The sequence below is a fragment of the Campylobacter showae CSUNSWCD genome (genome assembly GCF_000313615.1).
GTDB classification, from domain to species: Bacteria; Campylobacterota; Campylobacteria; order Campylobacterales; family Campylobacteraceae; genus Campylobacter_A; species Campylobacter_A showae_A.
In genome coordinates this window covers 203,576-224,634 of the sequence record NZ_AMZQ01000005.1, presented here as the reverse complement: position 1 = coordinate 224,634, position 21,059 = coordinate 203,576, and the positions used below count along the sequence as shown (strand labels likewise).

At 45.0% G+C, this 21,059-nt stretch carries 23 protein-coding genes and 2 tRNA genes; 17 read left to right on the top strand and 8 right to left on the bottom strand.

The window, feature by feature from the left end; all coding sequences use genetic code 11:
- The first annotated feature begins 16 nt into the window (after positions 1-16).
- Genes CSUNSWCD_RS04470 through CSUNSWCD_RS04455 form a run of 4 tightly spaced genes read left to right on the top strand, consistent with a single transcriptional unit; the run spans position 17 to position 2,643 of the window.
- Positions 17-262 (top strand): S4 domain-containing protein, encoded by a 246-nt coding sequence (locus CSUNSWCD_RS04470; protein ID WP_034964362.1) that lies wholly within the window; start codon positions 17-19, stop codon positions 260-262.
- Positions 259-660, top strand: a complete 402-nt coding sequence (gene tsaE, locus CSUNSWCD_RS04465) for a tRNA (adenosine(37)-N6)-threonylcarbamoyltransferase complex ATPase subunit type 1 TsaE (RefSeq protein WP_009494472.1) — start codon at positions 259-261, stop codon at positions 658-660. Before CSUNSWCD_RS04470 ends, tsaE begins: the two co-directional genes overlap by 4 nt.
- Positions 653-1,381: an LPS export ABC transporter ATP-binding protein gene (lptB, locus tag CSUNSWCD_RS04460; RefSeq protein WP_002945224.1), complete on the top strand. Its 729-nt coding sequence runs from the start codon at positions 653-655 to the stop codon at positions 1,379-1,381. The genes tsaE and lptB overlap by 8 nt, the downstream gene beginning before the upstream one ends.
- Complete coding sequence (locus CSUNSWCD_RS04455; RefSeq protein WP_009494471.1) at positions 1,381-2,643, top strand: RNA polymerase factor sigma-54; 1,263 nt, start codon at positions 1,381-1,383, stop codon at positions 2,641-2,643. The genes lptB and CSUNSWCD_RS04455 overlap by 1 nt, the downstream gene beginning before the upstream one ends.
- Positions 2,644-3,160: 517 nt before the next feature.
- Here CSUNSWCD_RS04455 and CSUNSWCD_RS04445 read toward each other — a convergent pair.
- The 4 genes from CSUNSWCD_RS04445 to CSUNSWCD_RS04430 are packed head-to-tail and all read right to left on the bottom strand — an operon-like array spanning position 3,161 to position 6,411.
- Positions 3,161-3,979 carry an adenylosuccinate lyase gene (locus CSUNSWCD_RS04445; protein ID WP_009494469.1) on the bottom strand — a complete coding sequence of 273 codons (819 nt, stop codon included), beginning with the start codon at positions 3,977-3,979 and terminating at the stop codon, positions 3,161-3,163.
- Between the two features lie 35 nt (positions 3,980-4,014).
- Positions 4,015-4,737, bottom strand: coding sequence for an arginyltransferase (locus tag CSUNSWCD_RS04440; RefSeq protein ID WP_241091505.1), 723 nt, complete (start codon positions 4,735-4,737; stop codon positions 4,015-4,017).
- On the bottom strand, positions 4,731-4,952 hold the full coding sequence (locus tag CSUNSWCD_RS04435) for a hypothetical protein (RefSeq protein WP_009494467.1): 222 nt from the start codon (positions 4,950-4,952) through the stop codon (positions 4,731-4,733). The genes CSUNSWCD_RS04440 and CSUNSWCD_RS04435 overlap by 7 nt, the downstream gene beginning before the upstream one ends.
- Complete coding sequence (locus CSUNSWCD_RS04430; protein ID WP_009494466.1) at positions 4,945-6,411, bottom strand: acetyl-CoA carboxylase subunit A; 1,467 nt, start codon at positions 6,409-6,411, stop codon at positions 4,945-4,947. The genes CSUNSWCD_RS04435 and CSUNSWCD_RS04430 overlap by 8 nt, the downstream gene beginning before the upstream one ends.
- Positions 6,412-6,824: 413 nt before the next feature.
- Between CSUNSWCD_RS04430 and CSUNSWCD_RS04425 the strand changes: the two genes are divergently transcribed.
- The 4 genes from CSUNSWCD_RS04425 (at position 6,825) to CSUNSWCD_RS04410 (ending at position 9,216) form a co-directional block, all read left to right on the top strand.
- A tRNA-Arg gene (locus CSUNSWCD_RS04425) sits at positions 6,825-6,901 on the top strand.
- A 429-nt stretch (positions 6,902-7,330) separates the two neighbouring features.
- Positions 7,331-7,816, top strand: coding sequence for a hypothetical protein (locus tag CSUNSWCD_RS04420; RefSeq protein ID WP_009494462.1), 486 nt, complete (start codon positions 7,331-7,333; stop codon positions 7,814-7,816).
- A 2-nt stretch (positions 7,817-7,818) separates the two neighbouring features.
- The gene (locus tag CSUNSWCD_RS04415; protein ID WP_034964325.1) at positions 7,819-8,328 is read left to right on the top strand and encodes a tyrosine-type recombinase/integrase; all 510 of its coding nucleotides are present in this window, start codon (positions 7,819-7,821) and stop codon (positions 8,326-8,328) included.
- Positions 8,329-8,472: 144 nt separating this feature from the next.
- A complete protein-coding gene (locus tag CSUNSWCD_RS04410; protein ID WP_009494460.1) occupies positions 8,473-9,216 on the top strand; it encodes a hypothetical protein in 744 nt (247 codons plus the stop codon).
- Between the two features lie 558 nt (positions 9,217-9,774).
- Here the strand turns inward: CSUNSWCD_RS04410 and CSUNSWCD_RS04405 are convergent.
- Genes CSUNSWCD_RS04405 through CSUNSWCD_RS04390 form a run of 4 tightly spaced genes read right to left on the bottom strand, consistent with a single transcriptional unit; the run spans position 9,775 to position 12,346 of the window.
- Positions 9,775-10,263 carry a SixA phosphatase family protein gene (locus CSUNSWCD_RS04405; RefSeq protein WP_009494458.1) on the bottom strand — a complete coding sequence of 163 codons (489 nt, stop codon included), beginning with the start codon at positions 10,261-10,263 and terminating at the stop codon, positions 9,775-9,777.
- A gap of 1 nt (position 10,264) precedes the next feature.
- A complete protein-coding gene (locus CSUNSWCD_RS04400; protein WP_009494457.1) occupies positions 10,265-11,104 on the bottom strand; it encodes a ferritin-like domain-containing protein in 840 nt (279 codons plus the stop codon).
- Positions 11,101-11,634, bottom strand: a complete 534-nt coding sequence (locus CSUNSWCD_RS04395) for a rhomboid family intramembrane serine protease (protein WP_009494456.1) — start codon at positions 11,632-11,634, stop codon at positions 11,101-11,103. Before CSUNSWCD_RS04395 ends, CSUNSWCD_RS04400 begins: the two co-directional genes overlap by 4 nt.
- Positions 11,635-11,686: 52 nt before the next feature.
- On the bottom strand, positions 11,687-12,346 hold the full coding sequence (locus tag CSUNSWCD_RS04390) for an NlpC/P60 family protein (protein ID WP_009494455.1): 660 nt from the start codon (positions 12,344-12,346) through the stop codon (positions 11,687-11,689).
- Positions 12,347-12,516: 170 nt separating this feature from the next.
- Here CSUNSWCD_RS04390 and murA point away from each other — a divergent pair, with 170 nt between their 5' ends.
- The 9 genes from murA (at position 12,517) to speA (ending at position 21,057) form a co-directional block, all read left to right on the top strand.
- A complete protein-coding gene (gene murA, locus CSUNSWCD_RS04385) occupies positions 12,517-13,782 on the top strand; it encodes a UDP-N-acetylglucosamine 1-carboxyvinyltransferase (protein ID WP_009494454.1) in 1,266 nt (421 codons plus the stop codon).
- 1 nt (position 13,783) lies between these two features.
- On the top strand, positions 13,784-14,941 hold the full coding sequence (locus CSUNSWCD_RS04380) for a molybdopterin molybdotransferase MoeA (RefSeq protein ID WP_009494453.1): 1,158 nt from the start codon (positions 13,784-13,786) through the stop codon (positions 14,939-14,941).
- Positions 14,942-14,984: 43 nt separating this feature from the next.
- A tRNA-Gly gene (locus tag CSUNSWCD_RS04375) sits at positions 14,985-15,059 on the top strand.
- Positions 15,060-15,118: 59 nt separating this feature from the next.
- Entirely contained in the window at positions 15,119-15,925 is an 807-nt protein-coding gene (flgA, locus tag CSUNSWCD_RS04370) for a flagellar basal body P-ring formation chaperone FlgA (protein ID WP_009494452.1), read from the top strand.
- Positions 15,922-16,857, top strand: coding sequence for a UbiX family flavin prenyltransferase (locus CSUNSWCD_RS04365; RefSeq protein ID WP_009494451.1), 936 nt, complete (start codon positions 15,922-15,924; stop codon positions 16,855-16,857). Before flgA ends, CSUNSWCD_RS04365 begins: the two co-directional genes overlap by 4 nt.
- Positions 16,858-16,940: 83 nt before the next feature.
- Complete coding sequence (gene coaD / locus CSUNSWCD_RS04360) at positions 16,941-17,408, top strand: pantetheine-phosphate adenylyltransferase (RefSeq protein WP_009494450.1); 468 nt, start codon at positions 16,941-16,943, stop codon at positions 17,406-17,408.
- Positions 17,409-17,410: 2 nt separating this feature from the next.
- Positions 17,411-17,989: a dTMP kinase gene (gene tmk / locus CSUNSWCD_RS04355; RefSeq protein ID WP_009494449.1), complete on the top strand. Its 579-nt coding sequence runs from the start codon at positions 17,411-17,413 to the stop codon at positions 17,987-17,989.
- Entirely contained in the window at positions 17,982-19,229 is a 1,248-nt protein-coding gene (hisS, locus tag CSUNSWCD_RS04350; protein WP_009494448.1) for a histidine--tRNA ligase, read from the top strand. Before tmk ends, hisS begins: the two co-directional genes overlap by 8 nt.
- On the top strand, positions 19,222-21,057 hold the full coding sequence (gene speA, locus CSUNSWCD_RS04345) for a biosynthetic arginine decarboxylase (protein WP_009494447.1): 1,836 nt from the start codon (positions 19,222-19,224) through the stop codon (positions 21,055-21,057). The genes hisS and speA overlap by 8 nt, the downstream gene beginning before the upstream one ends.
- Positions 21,058-21,059: the final 2 nt, after the last annotated feature.

Sequence of the window (21,059 nt, the reverse complement as noted above, 5' to 3'; positions counted from 1 at the left end):
GGCTAAAATCGCCACCATGAGAGTAGATAAGTTTTTAAATACCGTAAATATAACAAAAAGGCGTGCAGTTAGCGAAGACATGTGTAAAAGCGGCGTCGTGAGCGTAAACAGCGTCGTTGCTAAACCGGCCAAAGAGGTTAAAATCGGCGACGTGATAACGATCAAATTTCTAGCCAAAGAGGCGCGCTACGAGGTGCTAGCGATCCCAGAGACCAAAAGTATCCCAAAATCAGCCCAAGCGCTATACGTAAAAGAGCTATGATAGAGCTAAATTTGGGACTTGGCGAGCTTAGCGAGGTGGTAAAAATTTTACCCCAAAGCGGTGTCGTTATCTTGCAGGGAAATTTGGCTAGCGGCAAAACGACGTTAGTAAAAGCCATCGTAAAAGCTCGCGGCATCGATGCGGAGGTTACTTCGCCCACGTTTTCGGTTATGCAAAGCTACGGGGATAAAATTTATCACTACGATATCTATCAAAACGGACTTGACGCGATTTTGCAAAACGGACTTTTTGAAAATTTGCTAGAAGATGGGCTTCACCTAGTGGAGTGGGGCGACGAGCGACTGGAAAAGGCACTGGCAAATTTGGGCGAAAAATGCGTCAAGGTAGTCATCTCGCCTAGCCAAAAAGGTCGAAAATACGAGGTTTACTGTGCATAAATTAGAAGTTAAAGATTTACAAAAAACGATCAAAAAAACAAACATCATAAAAGGTATCTCGCTGGAGGTCAAAAGCGGCGAGGTAGTAGGGCTGCTAGGCCCAAACGGCGCGGGTAAAACGACGACGTTTTATATGATCTGCGGTCTCATCTCGCCAACTAGTGGCAGCGTCTTTTTAGACGGCGCAGACGTGACGAAGGTGCCGCTGCATAAGCGCGCGCATATGGGTATCGGCTATCTGCCGCAAGAATCAAGCATATTTAAAGACCTCTCCGTCGAGGAAAATTTACTGCTCGGCGCCGAGATCCTATATAAAGACGAGGCCGTCCGCGAGAAAAAAGTAAATGAAATGCTAAATTTGCTAAACATCGAGCCGATACGCCTGCGAAAGGGCGTGAGCCTAAGCGGCGGCGAGCGCAGGCGCTGCGAGATCGCTAGAAGCCTCATTATCACGCCTAAATTTTTGCTTCTAGATGAGCCCTTTGCCGGCGTCGATCCGATCGCCGTTAGCGATATACAAAGCATAGTTCGCGATCTAAAGAAGCTTGGTATCGGCGTGCTCATCACTGACCACAACGTCCGCGAGACTCTAGCCATCTGCGACCGTGCCTACGTGATCAAGGACGGTAGCCTGCTAGCTAGCGGCAGCGCGAACGAAGTCGCGAACAACAAACTCGTGCGCACCCACTATCTGGGCGAAGAGTTTAAATTTGTAGAATAATGCTAAAGCAAACTCAAGCTCCCAAAAATAAGCTCTCGCACACGTTGCGCTCGTGGCTGCCGATACTTAGCAGCAGTGTCGAGGAGCTAAAGGAGACGCTTGAGCCGTTTTTGGCGGACAATCCGTTTGCTAGCGTGCAGCAGCGAAATTTAAGCGAGCTACCAAGCGCCGCGCCATCCAAAAAAGATAAAAACTTCTTCAAAGAAATATCAAAAAACAGCGTAACCGACAATATCGAAAGCTTTAGCATGGCTAAAACGGGGCTTTACGACAAGCTAATCGAGCAGATAGATAAGCCTCTGTTTCCGACCGAAAAATCCCAAAAAATCGCGATGAAAATCATCGAGTGCATAAATGAGGAGGGCTACTACGAGCCTGAAGTCTTTGACGAATTTAGCGAGGCGGAGATCGAGTCGGTGCGAAAGCGGTTTGCATACCTCGAGCCCGCGGGCATCGGCGCAAAGGACTATAAGGAGAGCTTTTTATTTCAGCTTGAGGAGCTAAATTTGGACGAAAAGCTCTTTGAAAGCGCTAAAAAGCTTGCGTTAAATTTCGAAAATCTCTCCCAAATGCGCAAAATCCCGCTCTATAATGAAGCTCTAGCCGTCATCAAAAGGCTAAAAAATCCGCCCGCGATCGAGTATATGAGCGAGGCTGCGGCGATCATCCCGGATATCGTCATCGACACGAGCTCGGGCGGTATCGAGGTACGCATAAACGACGACTTTTATCCCGAGATCGTCATCGACGTCGAGGGACTGGACGAAAAAGAGAGCTTCGTCGCCTCGCGCGTAAAAGAGGCAAAAGACCTCATAGACGCGCTTGACATGCGAAAAGCCACGCTGCGAAAGATCGCTCTAATGCTAGTGGAGTATCAGTATGATTACTTTTTTGGCGGCGATATCAAGCCCATGCGCCTAAAGGACATCGCCGAGGATCTGGGGCGAAACCCGTCAACTATCTCGCGCGGTATCTCAAATAAATACCTAGAGTGTTCACGCGGACTAGTGCCTATAAAGAGCTTTTTCTCCGCCGCGATCGATGAGGACGTCTCAAACAAGGCCATCAAGGACTTCGTGGCAAATCTCGTTCGCAACGAAAATCCTGTCAAGCCGCTTAGCGATCTGAAAATTTTGGAGTTTATAAAAAAGGAATTTAACGTCGAGGTCGTCCGCCGCACAATAACAAAATACCGCCTTGCGCTAAATATCGGCAGCTCCAGCGAGCGCAAAAAGACCTATCTGCTGCAATCGGGGAAGTAAATTTGACCGCGTGATCATAAATTTACGCGTAACATCAAATTTGAGCGTAAATTTTAAATTTAAGCCAGGGGGTTGGCGGGGCTCGTATCGTATTTCTCTTGATTTTTAAGTCTCGAAAATTTAAAATATCCATATGAAGCGCATATTTTTTATTCTTTTTGTCCTATTTTTAGGCATTGCGAGTACTTATTTGATTGAGGGTATCGCCCCCGACATGGACAACATCATGGGCGGTTTATTTTTCGGTTTGGTTTTGGCTATACCGATTTTTTGGTTATTTCGCTGTTTAAGGCTTATTCCTTGTAATCAAAATATTGAACTAACGCCTATAGATATATTTTTCGACGATAGCAACGGCGATAGTTACTTTTACGTTTTTAATCTTATTATTTCTTTGATTTTGATGTTATTTATAGGCCCTTATGCGTTAATTATGGCTATAGTTTGCGTGATTTTTCAGGGCACTATTAAACGGTTATTAAATTATATTTTTTATGCTAAAGTCTAAATTTAAATCTTATTCCGCCGCTCCCGATTCCAGCTCCTTAAAATATGGCTTCAAACTCTCGTAAGCGTTTTGGATGCGCTGAAACTGCGTTTTGCACTCGTCCAAAAGCTCGGGGCTAAGCGCGGCGTGAAAGTCGGGATGATAGGCTTTGACGAGCTCGAGATAGCGGTTTCGCACCTCCTCAAAGCTATCGTTTTTATCACACCCAAGCACCGTAAAATGATCCTCGAAAAGGCTAGTAAGTGCGGCAAATTTGGCCTCGTTTTTCTTGGCGCAGATTTTGATCTGTTTTTTAAATTTTTCAAATTCCTCTTCGTTATAGTTAAAGATGATCGAAAATTTCATATATTCGCTCTTGTTAAACAGCTCCTCTAGGCGTGCGCATTCGCCCAAATTTGCGATATTTAGGATGATTTGACCCTCGGCGGATAAAATTTGCTTTGACTCAAAGCCCTTGATGATGTGCGAGATAAAGGACTCGTTTGAGCGATCAAAGCTAAATATCGCGCCGCTTCGCACAAATGCGACGTCGACGAATACCATGGCTTTTAGCGAGTTTGGTTGGATGTAGTGGAGTTTGATGGTTTTATACTCGGCGAAGTTTAAATTTACGTTTTTTAGCTCGTATCTTTGGCAGAGTTTTTTTAGAAATTTGACGAAATATTTGCGCTGAACCTTCTCGTTTTCGTCGTAAAACGACATCACTTTGCCTTTTTGCCCCAGCGTCTTGGCGAAGTTTCGCTTTATGAGCGCTTGCAGCTCGAAAAACAGATCCGCGTCTGATGTTTCTATGCTTAGTGATTCTAGATTTTGACTTACTTTTATCAAATTTTGCCTTTATAAAACGCATTTGAAAGCATTTTTTATTCCGCTTTTTTCCACACGGGCGTTTCATCTAGCGCGACGTATTCGCACAGGCGCTCGTAGGGCTTGTAGTCGGCCTTGTAGGCTAGGCTAGGGCAGTCTTTGACGTAGTAGCCTAGATATATCCAGCGTAAATTTAGCTGCCTGGCCAGTAAAATTTGCTGATAGAGCGAGTATCTGCCGATACTAAGGTCTGCAAAATCAGGATCATAATAACAATAAACCGCCGAGATACCGTCGCTAAGGATATCGACTAGATCGACGCCGATGAGCCGGCCGTCTGCAAAATACGCAATCTCCTTGCCAAACTCCGCATGCCCGGCGACATAGAGCTCGTAGTAGCGGCGAAAGTCCAGCTCGTAGTACTTCCACTCGCGCTTTTCTTGCATAAATTTGTGGTATTTTTTGTATAGCGCCACGTGCGCGTCGTCTAGGAGCGGCTTTGTTAGGATGATTTTGGTGTTTTCGTTTTTGCGCATCGTGCGGCGGGCGGATTTATTAAATTTAAAATTTAGCGCATCAACCCTGATATTTATGCACTCGCGGCACCCTGCGCAGTTTGGCTTGGAGAAATATTTGCCAAAGCGCCTAAAGCCGCGCCTGGCCAGAGCGTCGTTTACGGCAAAGTCGCAGCCGTCTATGTAGCGATACTCCATGCGCGAGTCCCTGTCCTTGAGGTAGGGGCAGGGGCTGGGCATGGTGGAAAACGGCACTACTAGCACTTTTTGATATCCGCGTCCTTGACGTAGGCTAGAAACTCATCACGCAAATTTTGCTCTTTATGCGTGATGGCTTCTTCTTTGCTGAAGGTTTTTGGCTCAGGTTTTAAATTTTGCTTTGCGGCGTTTTTGGCGGCTGAATTTGAACTCAAATTTGCATTTTGCTCTTTTTGAAGCTCTTTTTTTATATCCTTTAAACTATCGAAAAAATCATTCATCCGCGTGCTCCTCTTTAAATTTTCTAGCGTCTTTTACCCTTTGTATCGCTGCTGCGATTGCAGCGATCACCTCTTCGTTGTCCTCGTTGTCTTTGGTTTTCATCTTTTCTAGCAGGGTAGGCATTTTGTTTTCGACATATGACGTATCGAAAAATCCTCGCCTAAAGTCGCGCTCCTTGCTAATGCTGAGCAAAAACGGGATCGTAGTTTTGACGCTGCCTTCGATCGTAAACTCATCTAGCGCGCGTTTTAGTTTATTTACGGCTAGATCGTAGCTAGGGGCGCGTACGATGAGCTTAGCTAGCAAGCTATCATAAAACGGTGGTATCTGATAGTCTTTATATAGGTGGCTATCGACACGAACGGAAGGGCCTAGAGCAGGGTAGTAGCCGCTGATCTCGCCAGGGCTTGGGATGAAGTTTTGCCATGCGTCCTCGGCGGTGATACGCGCCTCGATCGCAAAGCCTTGCGTGATGACGTCGCTTTGCTCCATATCTAGGATCTCGCCCGCCGCGATACGAATTTGACGCACGATGAGATCCACGCCCGTGATCTCCTCGGTCACGCCGTGCTCGACCTGGATGCGGGTGTTCATCTCCATAAAGTAAAAGTTGTTGTAATCATCGAGTAAAAACTCGATCGTGCCTGCATTGGTGTAGTTTACAGCCTTTGCCGCGGCGACTGCGGTCACGCCCATGCTCTTTCGTAGGCTTTCGCTCATCGTCGGACTCGGCGCTATCTCGAGGATCTTTTGGTGGCGGCGCTGGATCGAGCAGTCGCGTTCGCACAGGTGAATGATGTTGCCGTATTTGTCGCCTAAAATTTGAAACTCGATGTGGCGCGGATTTACGACGTATTTTTCCATGAAAACTTCGTCGTTGTTAAAAAACGCCTTGGCTTCGCGCTTGCAGCTTTCAAAGCTAGATTCTAGCTCCTCTTCTTTCCACACTACGCGTATGCCGCGTCCGCCGCCGCCGCCGCTAGCTTTTAGGATGACGGGGTAGCCGATGCGCTCGGCGTAGAGCTTGATGTTTTCTATCGTTTCGTTGTTTAGCTTTTCGGTGCCGGGCACGATGGGGATGCCGTTTTTATTCATCAGATAGCGAGCGATGTTTTTGTTGCCCATTTTGCGGATGACGTCGGCGGTAGGCCCGATGAAAACCAGCCCCGCGTCCTCGACCTCTTTGGCAAATTCGTAGTTTTCGCTCAAAAATCCGTAGCCCGGGTGTATGGCGTCCGCACCGCAAGCTTTTGCGACCTCAACGATGCGCTTGGCGTCTAAGTAGCCCTTGATCGGGTCGATGCCGATCTGGTAGGCTTCGTCGGCTATTTTGACGTGCAGGCAGTCTTGATCGGGCTTGGTGTAGATGGCGACGTTTTTAATGTGTAGGTCTTTGCAGGCGCGGATCACGCGAACGGCGATCTCTCCGCGGTTTGCGATCAAAATTTTATGTATCACTTGGCTTTCCTTTCTTATCGTTTTTTGAATTTTACTCTTTTTTGCTTGCTGATGCTTGAATTTTGCTTTTTTTAGAGTACGATCTTTGCGTACAGTCTTTAAATTTGCTCTTTTTGTTATCTTTAACTGTTTTTGCTATTAAATTTTTAGCTTGTACTACCTTTATTTATATATTTTAGTGCTCGGTAGCCAGGCGCGCTTATTTTTGATTAAATTTGCTGCATAAGATAACATAAAGATTTTTTATAGACGATTAAATGCGGCAAATTTGGCGCACAAATTTGAAATTTTATAGGCTTGCGGCGAATTTGATGTAGTAGGGGGTGCAAAAATATAAAAAATTTTAGCAACTATGTCAAAATTTATGAAAGATTTAAGAAACCTTTGGCTATACTTCACACTTCTTTTAAAGTGCGCTCGTAGCTCAGCTGGATAGAGCATTTGATTGCGGTTCAAAAGGTCAGGGATTCGAATTCCTTCGAGCGCACCACGATACTTACAAAACCGATAAAAATCCCCAAAATTTATGCTTTTATTTAACTAACGAAAACCGTTAAACGCGAAATTTATCAAATTTAACGCCCTAAAACTTCCCAACTTTACTTCCCAAGTGTTTTTGGGAAGTTTTTTTAAGCAAATCCCGGCAAGTAGGCCTCAAAGTTTTTATAATTAAATTAAAAGCGGGGTCGAAAATGAAACTCACTCAACAACTAAACTTTAAAGTTGCGCCTGACGACGCTATTCGTGATTACAAGCTACCAAGCGATAAAAAAGAAAGACGCCAAATGCTTACCGACACGGGCTTGTGTCTAAAAATTAAAAAGCTTCACAAAAAAACACTACACATGTAAAATACCGAAAAGATTTCTATTATTCAAAAAATGGAAAATTAGTAAAATTTTTGGGGAGTTTTGGTGATATGATCTACAAAGAAGCGCTAAAAGCTCTTGATGAGTTTTTGCTAGCCGTTCCTAGTGCTGCTAAAACTTCCAAAAATACTTTACGAAGCGTATTCGAGTTATATCCAACCTTTCGCCCCTCGCTTGCTGCAACAACCGTCAAGAAAAAGAAAACTATTTTTGGCAAAAGGCTTGGAGTGCTTGCCGATAGGGATATTTCAAAAATTGAAAGAAAACATTTGCAAGATATCGCCGATGAAATTTTTCGCGAAAAACTCTACGCTAGTCTTGACGATTATTGCGAGTTTGTTCATCAGCTTTGGGGTTTTGCTAGAAAGCGAGGCATTTTAAAAAAAGATATTTTTGACGGCATTCTCTCAAAAGAAAGCTACGATTGCCCGCCTAGCGAAGGTTATGCTTGGATTAGCAACCAAGCCGATCTTGAGAGTTTAATTTCGTATGTTTTAAATTATCGCAGTCCTATATCCTCTATAAAAAAGCTCTAATAATGGGCTTGGCTACAGGGCTTCGTGCCGGAAACGTCCGAAAGATGTTCGCAAATCATCTAAAAATTGATGAAAACGGCGAATTTTACTTATATTTTCCAAAAGATGAAAACAAAACCAAAAAAAATGGCGATGAATATCTAGGACTTCCGCGGGAGGTTGGCGAATGGCTATTGAGTTTTAATCTTAAAGGAAGTCAATTATTTTTTGGAAATACAAAAGGCGAGCCTTTAAGCGACAGGACTCTCTCAAATGTGCTAGGCGACTATTGTTCTGAAAAGTTAGGGGATAATGTTTGCCTTGTATTTCATAGCTTCAGGAAAATAGCCTCTACATTTTGCCATGAAAATATGCCTCAAAACGGGCTTATACCTTACGAGGTCGAACGCACGCTTTTTCACGCTATCCACGGCGTAGCAGGGGTTTACAATAAATCAACGAATATCGCTATGACTAGAAAAGTTATAACGTGGTGGTTTAACTACTTAAAATCTTTGGGGTTGGCGTTATGAGTAAAAAAGCGGGGCCGAATTAGTTGAAACTTGTAAAAGCATTCACCTTTCGACCTCTGAAATATTAGCTAATATAACCTTATCAGCACATAAAACATCTCGGGAAGTTTTGCTAAAAAATATTCTATTTTTAGGGCGGTCAGTATGCTAGAAAATAGAAAATTTCTCTCACTCGATGACGGTGAGGTGATTAGCGATGAGCTTCTTACTCGCTCGTCAATAGGTCGAGAAATACGCCTGCGAACTACAGACGTTTCAAAAACTCTCGAAAAAATCGGCTTTACTGCCCTCGGTATCGCCGTAACCCTTGACAATTCGGGCATAAAAAAGCGTGGCACTTGCGGCCGTATGAGTGCAGTCGAAGCCGCGCGAGCTCTCGAAAAGTATCTGAAAACGCTCATTGAGAAAGAGCTAAAACGATATCCGATCTTTGTTTTATACGTATTCGAGGCTCACTGCGGCGGGATGCCGCACATCCACGCCATGGTTTTTTGTTTGCCTGCGCATTTTTTTAAAGTTTCGGCTTTTTTAAAACGGCACTTGTCGCGCAAGGCCGTATCTGTCGAAGTTTTGTCACCCGAGTATTTGTTTAAGCAAAATACGGGCGAGTGGCATTTGCGTCAAAAAATAGAGCAAGTCATCGGCTATGATGTTTCGAAACTGCTTCGAAAGACCACAAGCGAATGGGAGGCTGGCAAGAAAAAAACCTACAAATGCGACTCAATAAAAGGCCTGCAAGATGGAAAGATTCTACACAGCGCGCAAAACTACGCTATGGCTAAGCGCTATCCGAATAGCTATGTGGAAATCGATATATTTATGAATCAGTTTTTAGAAACTTGGAATAGCACCTTTGGCAGTAAAAAGCCGTGCAAAAGCGTCCTCTGAAATGTTGCCCGAAAACATGCTTTTCTTTTTGATTATATTTTCTTGTTTTAAGTAGTTTTGCATATAAATTATATAAGCAAAAACTTTTAGAGATAAAATTTAAATCGTTAGATCTTGAGTAAATTATTACTTTGTCTTTTAAATTTTTTTGCGGCTTACTAAAAACAATCATTTAATTCTTATTCTTGGATAAAAAATACAAAAACTACTCAATTTTTATGATACATAGTTTAATGCTTACAATAATAGGTCAAAAAGTAAAATGCAGACTATTTTTGCTATTTTGTATTGAAAACTATAATTTTCAAATAAATATTTATATCTCTTTTGTCTTGCCTCAGTATCTTTAGCAAATACTGAAAACACGGTCTTTTTTAGCGTTTTACCTTTTGAGTTAAAACAATTTATCCATCAAATTTCATGCTAAATTTAACGGATAATTTTTATGCTTATTTTGCTAAATATTTTGCACTCTATTGTGTGTTTTTGAAGCAATTTTTATGAAGTAAATTGGATTGATAAAACATGCAAGGATCAAAGTAGAACTTGTAAACAGCCCTACTTTTTATGCTTTTTAGGATAGTCAAAAAACAGAGCTTTTGCGCCGTGTTCTTTTAAATCTTTGAAGCTGTCGTCAAATTCGACGCAAAAGATGCCGCATGTAGGGATATTTCCGATCGCAGCATCGCTCAAAAGCTCGCAAATTTCAGTTATAGCGTCGTTGTGAGCTATGACAAATACGCTTTGAAATTTGTCGTCAAACTCTCTTACGAAGGTTAAAAGATCATGCGTCTGCGCTCCGTATAACTCCTCTTTAAATTTGATTTTCTTCTTAAATTTGACTGCTTCGGCTAGCTTTTGAGCTGTTTTGGCGCAGCGTTTGGCGGGGCTTGAAAATATCGCGTCCGCCTTCACCTCGTGCTTTTTTAGTCGTTCGCACATCAGCGCCAGATCCTTTTTGCCTCGCTCGCTTAGATCGCGCTCAAAGTCGTTACCCTCACCCTCATCTACGGCTTTTGCGTGCCTGATAAAGTATATTTTTTTCATTTTATTCCGCCTTTCCGGCTTTCGCTATATTTTTTATGTGCTCGATTTCCGCCTCGCTAAAGCCTGATTTTAGGCGCGCGCTCACGTTTAGTTCGCGAGACTGCAAAAAGGCTTTGGGATAGATTTTTTGCACGATTTGCGCGTAGATTTCGGGGCTTACGCCTTCTTTTTCGCAAGCAAATTTAAACCACCGATCGCCCTTTGAGACGTGCGAGATTTCCTCGTCTAGGATGACTTGCAAAATTTCGCAAAGCCGCGCCTTGTCTTCATATTTTTCGCGCTCGGTTTCTAGTTTTTTTAGCATAAATGCATTTGCGTCAAGGCCGTTTGCCTCCATATATCTAGGCAGCACAGCCATACGCTCAAGCAGCGATGCGGAGGTGTTTTGCAGAGCGATAAAAAGCCCGTCGTGAACGGCAAATCCGCCGTATTTCACGCCAAATTTAGCCATGTGTTCCTCGATCATCTTAAAGTGCCTAATCTCATCCTCTGCGACCTCTAGCCAGTCGTCATAGTAGGCTTTTGGCAGCATGCGGAAGCGATACGCCGCATCTAGCGCGATATCTACGGCGCTGTATTCGATGTGAGCGATCGAGTGGAGGAAAGCCTTTTGTTTGTCGGCTTGCTTTTTACTGCCGATTTCTCTCATGGCTACGACCTCGCAAAATTCCGCATAACTCGGGCGTCGAAGCGGTTTTATTTCGTCAAATTTACCGCCCTCTTCTATCTGCGCGTCAAATTTGCCAGCCTTGTATTCGGCGTAAAATCGTTTAAATTTATCAAATTTAAGCTCCTTGTCGCCGCACTCTAAAATTTCCCAAATTTGATCGAAAAATCTCATTTTATCACCTTAAATTTTACACCGAAATATCCTAGCGCAAAGCCGATTATGTGCGCGTACCAGGCGACGTTTACGCCCATAGCCACTGGCGCGAAGCTTATTAGTAAGATCGCGATTATTAGCCCTTTTCGGCTACTGGCGTCCAAAAACGCCAAAACGCCCAGTAGCAGACTGATCGCGCCGCTAGCTCCGACTAAATTTATAAAAGTTCCGTTAGTTTTAAACATAACATAAATATAAACAAAACTAAGTAGAGAGGTTAAAACGCCTCCGATGCAGTAAATAACGGCAAATTTTTCGCTGCCATAGTACCGCTCAAGAAGCGATCCAAACTGATACAAAACCGCCATATTCATCAGCAGATGGGCCAAATTTGCATGCATAAACATCGAGGTCGCGGGCTGCCAAACGTAAAGCCCGTCTACAAAAAACATATTTAGCCCAAGCGTCGCGTTAGTGCCGCAAATGCCGCAGTAAACGGCAAAAAATATTAGACAATTTAGCGCGATGAGCGATATCGTGGCTTTCAAAAACGGCTCCTTTTAAAAGGCTTTATCATATAAAATTTAGACATAAATTTAGCTAAAAACTAACCTTGCCAAAGCCGGCGAATCTGTTTGACGTTAGACATGTAGCGTCGCCGCCCTTGCACGCTACGATGTAGGAGTTTACCTCTTTGCCGCCTATTTTGTGGCTATTTTTTTGAAATAGATTTATAAATCCGCTTTTGTTTTTGCCTCTAGTATTATGCATAAATCTTATAGTTCCGTCATCTTCTATGCGGTCTATGATGCCAAGGTGCGTTATGATTTGTTTATTTTTGCCTTTGGTTTGGCTCGTGGTGTTGTTAAAAAACACCAAATCTCCGAGCTTCGGACTTGTTTGCGAGATCAAATTTCGCTTTTTATAAAAATTATAAATGGCTTGCGATTTTGATCCTTGTTCGCCGTAAAATTTGAGTAAATTCGTCTCGGAAAAGTAAACGTTATTTATGTTTTTGTTTACGAGCGAGACGAAACCAGAGCAGTCTCCGCCGTCTTTTTTGCCTAAAAAACCTTGCATAAAATTTGAAAGCGCGATACCGCCTAGATCGTTAAAGACGTCTTGTTGCGAGTTTAAAAATCTCGCATTTAAGATCTGTCCGCTTTGATCGATCGGGTAAATTTTGGGAGTACTGTTCGCGCATCCGCTAAAAATCAAAGCCGCAATCGGCGCAAGCCGTAAAAAAATGGTAAATTTCATTTAAATTATCCTATTTTATATTTAAGACGACGTTTTGCGGTAAATTTGAGTGCCGGAAACTGGCCGCCTAAAAGCAAGATTATATAAATAAATCGGTAAATATCGGCATAAATTTAAATTTATAAGCTAAATTTTACTATACTTTGGGTTTTATTTAAGGATTTAAGAATATGTATTATCTAGAAATCGAAGGAAACGCAAAACTAGGCGGCGAGGTTGCCATAAGCGGTGCGAAAAACGCCGCCCTGCCCCTGATAGCCGCAGCTCTAATCATAAAAAACGACGTGACGCTAAAAAATATGCCAAACGTCGCGGATATAAAAACATTGGCGACGCTGCTGGTAAATTTGGGCGCAAAGTGCAAATTTACGGACGATCACACGCTAAAAATCAACTCAAATTACGTTAGCTCCACAAAGGCCAACTACGACATCGTGCGTAAAATGCGCGCCTCTATCCTCGTTCTTGGTCCGCTGCTAGCTAGGTTTGGCCACTGCGAGGTGAGCCTGCCGGGCGGCTGCGCGATCGGACAAAGACCGATCGATCTACACCTAAGCGCGCTTGAAAAAATGGGCGCAAATATCGAGATAAAACAAGGCTACGTCGTCGCTACCGCACCTGACGGATTAAAAGGCGCGCAGATCGTGTTTGACAAGATCACGGTAACGGGCAGCGAAAACATCATAATGGCCGCCGCGCTCGCTCACGGTACGACGCATCTAATCAACGTCGCTAAAGAGCCCGAAGTGGTGCAGCTTTGCGAGGTTTTGGCAGCTGGTGGTGTGAAGATCGAGGGGATAGGCACGGACGAGCTAGTGATCGAGGGTACGGATAGGCGCTTGCTGGATGTGGGCGAGATAACGGTCATCCCCGATAGGATCGAGGCGGGCACGTATCTTTGCGCCGGGGCGATCACGAACTCGCAGGTTACTATCACAAACGCCAACGCCGCGCATCTACGAGCCGTGCTTACTAAATTTAACCAAATGGGCTTTGAAACCGTCGTGGACGGCGATAAAATCACGATAGTGCCGGCTAAAAACATAAATCCCGTCGAGATCGTTACGACGGAGTTTCCGGGCTTTCCGACCGATATGCAGGCGCAGTTTATGGCGCTCTCGCTCGCAGCAAACGGCGTTAGCACGATCGACGAGAGGCTTTTTGAGAACCGATTTATGCACGTTAGCGAGCTCACGCGTATGGGTGCGGACATCCGCCTAAACGGCCATATCGCGACGATCTACGGCGGAGGCGAGATAAACGCCGCAGACGTGATGGCTACCGATCTGCGCGCAAGCTCTGCTCTAGTGCTAGCCGCTCTTGCCGCAAACGGAACTAGCCGCGTGCATAGAATTTATCATCTAGATAGAGGATACGAGGGACTAGAGCGCAAACTAGCGGCTTTGGGCGCAAAAATACGCAGGCTGGAGGAGTAAAATGACGCTAGAGCTTGCTCAAAATTTGATCCTAGAAAAAGCTAAATTTGACGGTTGCGGCGAGTTTATAAGTCTTGAGCGCGCTACGGGTAAAGTCTTAGCCCAGGATGCAGTCGCGGTTAAAAATTTGCCCTCTTTCGACAATGCCGCGATGGACGGATACGCGCTCAAATTTGATGATTTTGACGAGCCTTTGAGTATCGCAGCGACCGTGCTAGCTGGCGATGAAGCCGAAATCTCACTAAAAAAAGGCAAATGCGTAAAGATAATGACAGGCGCAAAAATGCCGACAAATGCCGACACGGTCGTGCCTTTTGAAGATGCGGTTTTGCTAGACGGCAAGCTCTCGCCGCAAAGTAAAGTCAAAAAATTTAACGCCCTAAGATACAAAGGCGAAGAGGTCAAAGCCGGTGAAATTTTGCTAAAAAAAGGCGAAATTTTAACGCCTGCAAGGGTGATGATGCTAGCCGCCCAGGGCATTTACTGCGTCTGCGTAGAGCGCGAGCTAAAGATCGGTATATTTTCAAGCGGCGACGAAGTGGTCGAGCCGTGGCAAAACGCGAGCGAGGAGCAAATTTATAATGCAAACGGTGCAGGCATCTCGTCACTGCTTCAAAGCTTCGGCTTTGCCAGCTCGTATGCTGGCATCATAAAAGACGACTTAGAAAGCACTACTCGAGCGCTTGAAACGGCCGAATTTGACGTCATCATAACAAGCGGCGGAGCAAGTAAGGGCGAGGCTGATTTTATGAAAACGGCGCTTTTAAATTTAGGCTTTAGCGAGCTTTTTGACGGCGTAAATATCCGCCCTGGGCGACCTAGCAAGGCCTTTATAAAAGGTAAAAAAATAGTTTTTATCCTGCCCGGAAATCCGATGGCGGCGTTTTTGATGTGCTTTTTGCTAGTAGTTCCTTTTTTAAAGGGCGCACAGCTTGAAAAACTCGACGCCGTTTTAAATCAAGACGTAAAAATAAAATCTGGACGCCAAAATATCGTGCTGGGCAGCTTTTGCGAAGGCAAATTTAGCGTAACGGATAATAATAAATTCGGATCTGGCATGATAACTCCGCTTATCAAAAGTAACGCCGTTTTGGTAACAAACGAAAGCCTCGGCGAGCTAAAAGCGGGCGAAATCGTAAAAATTTTGAAATTTTCTTGACAAATGAAAACGTTTTTGCTAAAATTGCGACTTCTTAAACGGTGCGGGAATAGCTCAGGGGTAGAGCACAACCTTGCCAAGGTTGGGGTCGCGAGTTCGAATCTCGTTTCCCGCTCCATTTTTTTCTTACTATTTTTTCCCATTTTTTTATTTTCGTCAGATTTAGCACTTTGGCCGATGTATTGCGTTTCAAACGGCAAAATCACGCTTGCGGACTTGGGTTTTGCGGGTAAAAACGACGAGATTTTAAATTTAGGAGAGAACAAAGCCGCAAAAATAAATTCGAGAGATTTGACTGAAATTTTAAAAAAACACGGGCTAGAGCTTGAGAATAAAAGCGGCGGAGAGACGATATTTGTCAAAAACTGCGACGCGTTAGCTCTCGTGCAGCGCGCCTTTTTACAAGAGGTTACGAGCGAGTTTAAGGGACTACAATTCGTCAAATTTCCGCTTATTGAACCTCAAAATGAACTTCCTAAAAACTTCCACGAATACAAATTTGACAAAATTTACGTAACTAAAATCAATCCAAAAGGCAGCTTCAGGGCTAGTTTTATCACGCCAAACGGCTCGCAGCCAAGCGTATTTTTTAGATACGAAGTTAGCGCAAAAATGCCGGTTTTGCGGGCTGCTAAGCCACTCGCGACGCGCCAGATGCTAGGTATAGACGACTTTGCGAAAGACTGGGTCGAGCTTGGCGAGTTTAGCCCCGACATGATGAGCGAAGCTCCAAACGCGAGGCTAGCGACAAAGCAAAACATAAAAAGCGGCGAAGTGCTGCGACTGCGGCAGTTTACACCATTGCCGCTAATTAAAAAAGGCGAGCGCATAAATGCGGTGCTTAACGACGGTGCTCTCAGCATCATCGTCGAGGTTATGGCACTAGAAAACGGCAATCTAGGCGAAACCATCAAGGTCAAAAACAACGATAAAAAGGTATTCAGCGCTCAAATCGTCTCAAAAAAACAGGTGATGATAAGATGAAAATTTTTCTAGGTATTAGCGGCGCAAGCGGCGTAAATCTGGGGCTAAAGCTCGCCTGTGAGATAGCAAAAAGAAGCGAGCTGCATCTGTGCGTGAGTAAAAACGCGATGAACGTGCTAGAAAAAGAGCTAAATTTTACGGATATTTTTTATAAAAACGGTGCAACGGGTTTAAAATTTAACGCAAACCAAAGTAGCGCCAAATTTGACAAAGATCACGAAGACGCAAAATTTGTAAATTTTAGCTCCGCTCAAAGCGAGCTGGACTTTGTAGGCGGAGACGAGAGATCGCAAGCCCAAAACGGTAAAGTTGCTGATAATGCGCAATATTTGGGCAGTAATGTTTTAAAATTTGACGCTTTGGATAACTGCGCTCTTGACGACGCAGACGGGGAAATTTGCAAATTTGATAGCAGCGAGAAAAACGAGCGGCAAGACACCCAAATTTTGGACAAATTTGAGAGCGGTAAATTTCAAAATAAGAGCGAATTTGATAAAAACCGTGCTCAAAAAGACAAAATTTATCAAATTTGGCAAGATTTGCAAAATCGCGCCGTTATCCACGATGACTCCGATCTCGCCGCAGCTCCTAGCTCGGGCTCGTTTGGCATAGACGCTACTATCGTCGTGCCCTGCTCTATTAGCACGCTAGCTAAAATCCACGCGGGCTTTGCCGATACGCTGATAACTCGCGCCGCCGCAGTCGCGCTAAAAGAGCGAAAAAGGCTGGTTTTGGGTGTTAGAGAGATGCCGTTTTCTACGCTAGCGCTCGAGCACGCAGCCAAGCTTTCTGCGCTCGGCGCCGTTATCGCGCCGCCGGTTTTGGGTTATTATTCCGGTCAAAATAGCCTTGAGGATATGGAAAATTTCATCATCGGCAAGTGGCTTGATCTGCTCGGGTTAGAGCATCAAATTTACAAAAGATGGGACTAAAAACAGCTGCGCCAGTCGCAAGATAAAGTCCTGTTTTAGGCATAAAATAGTAAAATCATCCTTTAAAATTTAAAGGCGAAAAAATGAAAGCTTGTATCTATCCTGGCACCTTTGATCCCGTAACAAACGGACACGTCGACGTTATCAGGCGGGCGGCTAAAATTTTCGATAAAGTTATCGTTGCAGTTGCGGCAAGCGAGAGCAAGCAGCCCTATTTTAGTTTGGCTAGACGCGTAGAAATGGTAAAAATCTCAACGGCGGATCTAAAAAACGTCGATGTCGTGGGCTTTGATAACCTGCTCGTTGATTTTGCCAAAAGCTGCGGCGTAAACGTCGTGATCCGCGGACTTCGCGCGGTCAGCGACTTTGAGTACGAGCTGCAAATCGGCTACGCAAACGCTGTGCTTTGGGATGAGCTAGAGACCGTTTATCTGATGCCGAGCCTGCAAAACGCCTTTATCTCGAGCTCGATCGTGCGCTCCGTTCTTAGCCATAACGGCGACGTTAGCAAGCTGGTTCCGGGCGAAATTTTAGAAACTTTGAAAGGCTAAATTTGTATATTTTATTTGAAGGTATCGACGGCGCGGGCAAAAGTACGCAGATAGCGCGGCTGGCGGCGGCTTACCCGCAAGCAATCGTGACTAAAGAGCCGGGCGGTACGAAGCTTGGCGAAAATTTACGCGAGATTTTATTAAAAGAAAACGACCTGGATAAAAGGGCTGAAATTTTGCTATTTTTGGCCGATAGAGCTGAGCATTTCGGTAAAATAATAAAACCCAATTTAGATAAAATGATTTTAAGCGACAGAGGCTTTGTCTCCGGTATGGCCTACGCGCTGGCGGGTGGAAATTTTAGCTTTGAGGAGCTTTTAAGCTTAAACAAGTTTGCTCTACAAGGAAGTTTTCCGCAAAAAATAGTATTTTTTAAAGCGGACGAAAGCACGCTAAGATCGCGCCTAAACTCGCGCGCGCAGATGGACGACATAGAGGCTCGCGGATTTGGTTATCTACTAAGAGTTCAGGACGCGATGGAGGAAATTTTGCAAAAACTAGGCGTTCGCTACGTCACGATCGATGCCGCCTGGGACGAAGAAAAAATAACGAATTTGACAAAGGAGTTTATAAATGATTAGCGCATTAAGGGGGATGAAGGACGTTTTGCCGCCCCAGTCGGGACTTTATGAGAGGATAATCAAAATCTGTGAAGAGGTCGCGAAAAACTACGGATACGAGTTTGTGCTAGCTCCGCATCTGGAGCAGACGGCGCTTTTTCGCCGCAGCGTCGGGGAGAGTAGCGACATCGTGGGCAAGGAGATGTATCAGTTTGAGGATAAGGGCGGCAAAGACGTTTGCCTGCGTCCCGAGGGTACGGCCGGCGTCGTGCGCGCCTTTATCGAGGCTAAATTTGACCGCGCGGGCGGCGTGAGACGGTACTTTTATCACGGTTCGATGTTTCGCTACGAGCGCCCGCAAAAAGGACGTTTGCGCGAGTTTCATCAGTTTGGCTGCGAGTGCTTCGGCGAACCTAGCGTTTATGAGGATGCGAGCGTTATTTTGATGATAAACGAAATATTTTCGCGCCTGGGTATCAAAACCAAGCTACTTATAAATTCGCTCGGAGACGCCGCTAGTATGGGTGCATACCGCGAAAAGTTGGTTAAATTTTTAGACGCGCACGAAGGTCAAATTTGCGAGGACTGCAAGCGCAGAAAGCTAACAAATCCTATCCGCGTGCTAGACTGCAAGGTGGAAAGCTGTCAAAAAATCTACGAAAACGCGCCGCTGATAATCGGCAGTCTAAACGACGTATGTGCGGGCGAGTTTAAAAAGCTGCAAGAAATTTTAAGCGGCAACGGCGTGGAGTTTGAGATAGATCCAAAGCTCGTGCGCGGGCTTGATTACTACTGCAAAACGGCGTTTGAGTTCGTTTCAAACGAGATCGGCGCACAAAGCGCAGTCGCGGGCGGCGGACGCTACGACAGGCTGGTCGAGTACCTAGGCGGCAAGGCTAGCTACGGCGTTGGCTTTGCGATGGGTATCGAGCGCATAATGGAAATCCTAGGCGGCCGCGAGAGCCAGAGCGCAAGAGGCGGCGTATATATCGGCGCGATGGACGTGGAGGGGGTGGACGCGGTCTATAAAATAGCGATAAATTTAAGAAAAAGTCTCCCGGTTCTCGTGAGCTACGAGCCTAAAAAATTGCAAAAGCACCTAAACGCCGCCGATAACGCAAATGCTAGGATCTGCCTTTGCGTCGGAGAAGATGAGCTAAAATCGGGCAAAATTTGGCTAAAAGATCTGAGCGAGAAGGCTGAAAAAACGATTGATTTGGCAGATTTGGAGAGTGAGCTTAAAAGGATTTTAAATGTATGATTATGGTTTAAATTTGTGGGGAAACAATAACTTTATCGTCGAAAACGGTAAAATTTGCGTCAATACCGGCTCAAAACCAGCCATCATCGACATCGTAAAAAGCATCAGGAGCGAAGGCTACCGAGGCCCGCTGCTGCTGCGCTTCCCTCACCTCATACACAAGCAAATTTCGCAAATTTACAAAAGCTTTGAGAGCGCGAAAAACGAATTTGGCTACAAAGGTAGCTTTAACGCCGTCTATCCGCTAAAAGTAAACCAATATCCGGGCTTTGTAAAAAACCTAGTCCGTCACGGCCAAAAATACGGCTACGGTCTGGAAGCGGGCTCAAAGGCGGAGCTACTGCTGGTGATGGCGTATAACAACGAAGGCGCGCCGATCACAGTAAACGGTTTTAAAGATAAAGAGATGATAAACATCGGCTTTATTGCGGCCGAGATGGGACACAACATCACGCTAACGATAGAGGGACTAAACGAGCTTGAGGCTATCATCGCGATCGCAAAAGAGCGTTTCGCCCCAAAGCCAAACATCGGTCTGCGCATAAGGCTGCATAGCAGCGGATCTGGCATCTGGGCTAAAAGCGGCGGCATAAACTCCAAATTTGGCCTAACAGCGACCGAACTAATCGAAGCGGTAAATTTGCTAAAAGAGGCAAATTTGCTCGATCGATTTAACATGATCCACTTTCATATCGGTTCGCAAATAACCGAAATCCACCCGCTAAAAAAGGCTCTCATCGAGGCAGGAAACATCTACGCCGAGCTGCGTAAAATGGGCGCAAAAAACCTAAAAGCCATAAATTTAGGCGGCGGTCTAGCCATAGAGTACTCGCAGTTTAAGGAAAACTCAAGCCGAAACTATACCCTAAGCGAGTACGCCAACGACGTGGTCTATCTGCTAAAGACGATGGCGACTCAGCGAAACGAGGTGGAGCCAGACATCTTTATCGAGAGCGGGCGCTTCGTCTCGGCTTCGCACGCGGTGCTGATAGCTCCAGTTTTGGAGCTCTTTAGTCAGGACTACACCGAGGAAAAGCTCGTACTAAAAAAGAAAAATCCTCAGCTAATCACCGAGCTAAACGACCTGCTAAACACGATAAAACCGTCAAATGCGATAGAGTATCTGCACGATAGCATCGATCACATGGAGAGTATCCTGACGCTATTTGATCTAGGATACGTCGATCTGCAAGACCGCTCGAACGCTGAAATTTTAACCCACCTAATCATCAAAAAAGCGGCTAAAATCCTCGGCACCAAGCAGCACAACGCCGAGCTTTTAAAGCTGCAAGAGGAGGCACAGGAGCGCTATCTCGTAAACTTCTCGCTATTTCAGTCGTTGCCTGATTTTTGGGGCTTAAAGCAAAATTTTCCTATTATGCCGCTTGACCGCCTAGACGTGCGCCCTACTCGCTCGGCGTCACTGTGGGATATCACATGCGATTCTGACGGCGAGATAGGCTTTGACGATGAGGAAAATCCTCTGTTTTTGCACGACGTGGACGTGGAAAAAGAGGAGTACTTTTTAGGATTTTTCCTGGTCGGAGCGTATCAGGAGGTGCTAGGCATGAAACACAATCTCTTTACTCACCCGACCGAAGCGACCATCGAGATAGACGCAGAGGGATTTAAGGTGTCGCACCTGCTAGAAAGCCAGTCTATCCTTGATATCATGGAGGATCTGGACTACGACATCTACGAGATCCAGGACATCCTAAACGAGCGCATCGAAAAATCAAAACTCGTAACCGACTCGCAGCGAAAGCAAATTTTAGGCGAAATGTATCTGTTTTTAAACGATAACGGCTATCTAAAAACTATATCTTAAAT

Coding starts and splice junctions, on each gene's coding strand:
- CSUNSWCD_RS04470 (WP_034964362.1), top strand. CDS start 17: ATGAGAGTAGATAAGTTTTTAAATACCGTAAATATAACAAAAAGGCGT.
- tsaE (WP_009494472.1), top strand. CDS start 259: ATGATAGAGCTAAATTTGGGACTTGGCGAGCTTAGCGAGGTGGTAAAA.
- CSUNSWCD_RS04455 (WP_009494471.1), top strand. CDS start 1,381: ATGCTAAAGCAAACTCAAGCTCCCAAAAATAAGCTCTCGCACACGTTG.
- CSUNSWCD_RS04435 (WP_009494467.1), bottom strand. CDS start 4,952: ATGAATGATTTTTTCGATAGTTTAAAGGATATAAAAAAAGAGCTTCAA.
- CSUNSWCD_RS04420 (WP_009494462.1), top strand. CDS start 7,331: ATGATCTACAAAGAAGCGCTAAAAGCTCTTGATGAGTTTTTGCTAGCC.
- CSUNSWCD_RS04415 (WP_034964325.1), top strand. CDS start 7,819: ATGGGCTTGGCTACAGGGCTTCGTGCCGGAAACGTCCGAAAGATGTTC.
- CSUNSWCD_RS04410 (WP_009494460.1), top strand. CDS start 8,473: ATGCTAGAAAATAGAAAATTTCTCTCACTCGATGACGGTGAGGTGATT.
- CSUNSWCD_RS04405 (WP_009494458.1), bottom strand. CDS start 10,263: ATGAAAAAAATATACTTTATCAGGCACGCAAAAGCCGTAGATGAGGGT.
- CSUNSWCD_RS04400 (WP_009494457.1), bottom strand. CDS start 11,104: ATGAGATTTTTCGATCAAATTTGGGAAATTTTAGAGTGCGGCGACAAG.
- CSUNSWCD_RS04390 (WP_009494455.1), bottom strand. CDS start 12,346: ATGAAATTTACCATTTTTTTACGGCTTGCGCCGATTGCGGCTTTGATT.
- murA (WP_009494454.1), top strand. CDS start 12,517: ATGTATTATCTAGAAATCGAAGGAAACGCAAAACTAGGCGGCGAGGTT.
- CSUNSWCD_RS04380 (WP_009494453.1), top strand. CDS start 13,784: ATGACGCTAGAGCTTGCTCAAAATTTGATCCTAGAAAAAGCTAAATTT.
- flgA (WP_009494452.1), top strand. CDS start 15,119: ATGTATTGCGTTTCAAACGGCAAAATCACGCTTGCGGACTTGGGTTTT.
- CSUNSWCD_RS04365 (WP_009494451.1), top strand. CDS start 15,922: ATGAAAATTTTTCTAGGTATTAGCGGCGCAAGCGGCGTAAATCTGGGG.
- coaD (WP_009494450.1), top strand. CDS start 16,941: ATGAAAGCTTGTATCTATCCTGGCACCTTTGATCCCGTAACAAACGGA.
- hisS (WP_009494448.1), top strand. CDS start 17,982: ATGATTAGCGCATTAAGGGGGATGAAGGACGTTTTGCCGCCCCAGTCG.
- speA (WP_009494447.1), top strand. CDS start 19,222: ATGTATGATTATGGTTTAAATTTGTGGGGAAACAATAACTTTATCGTC.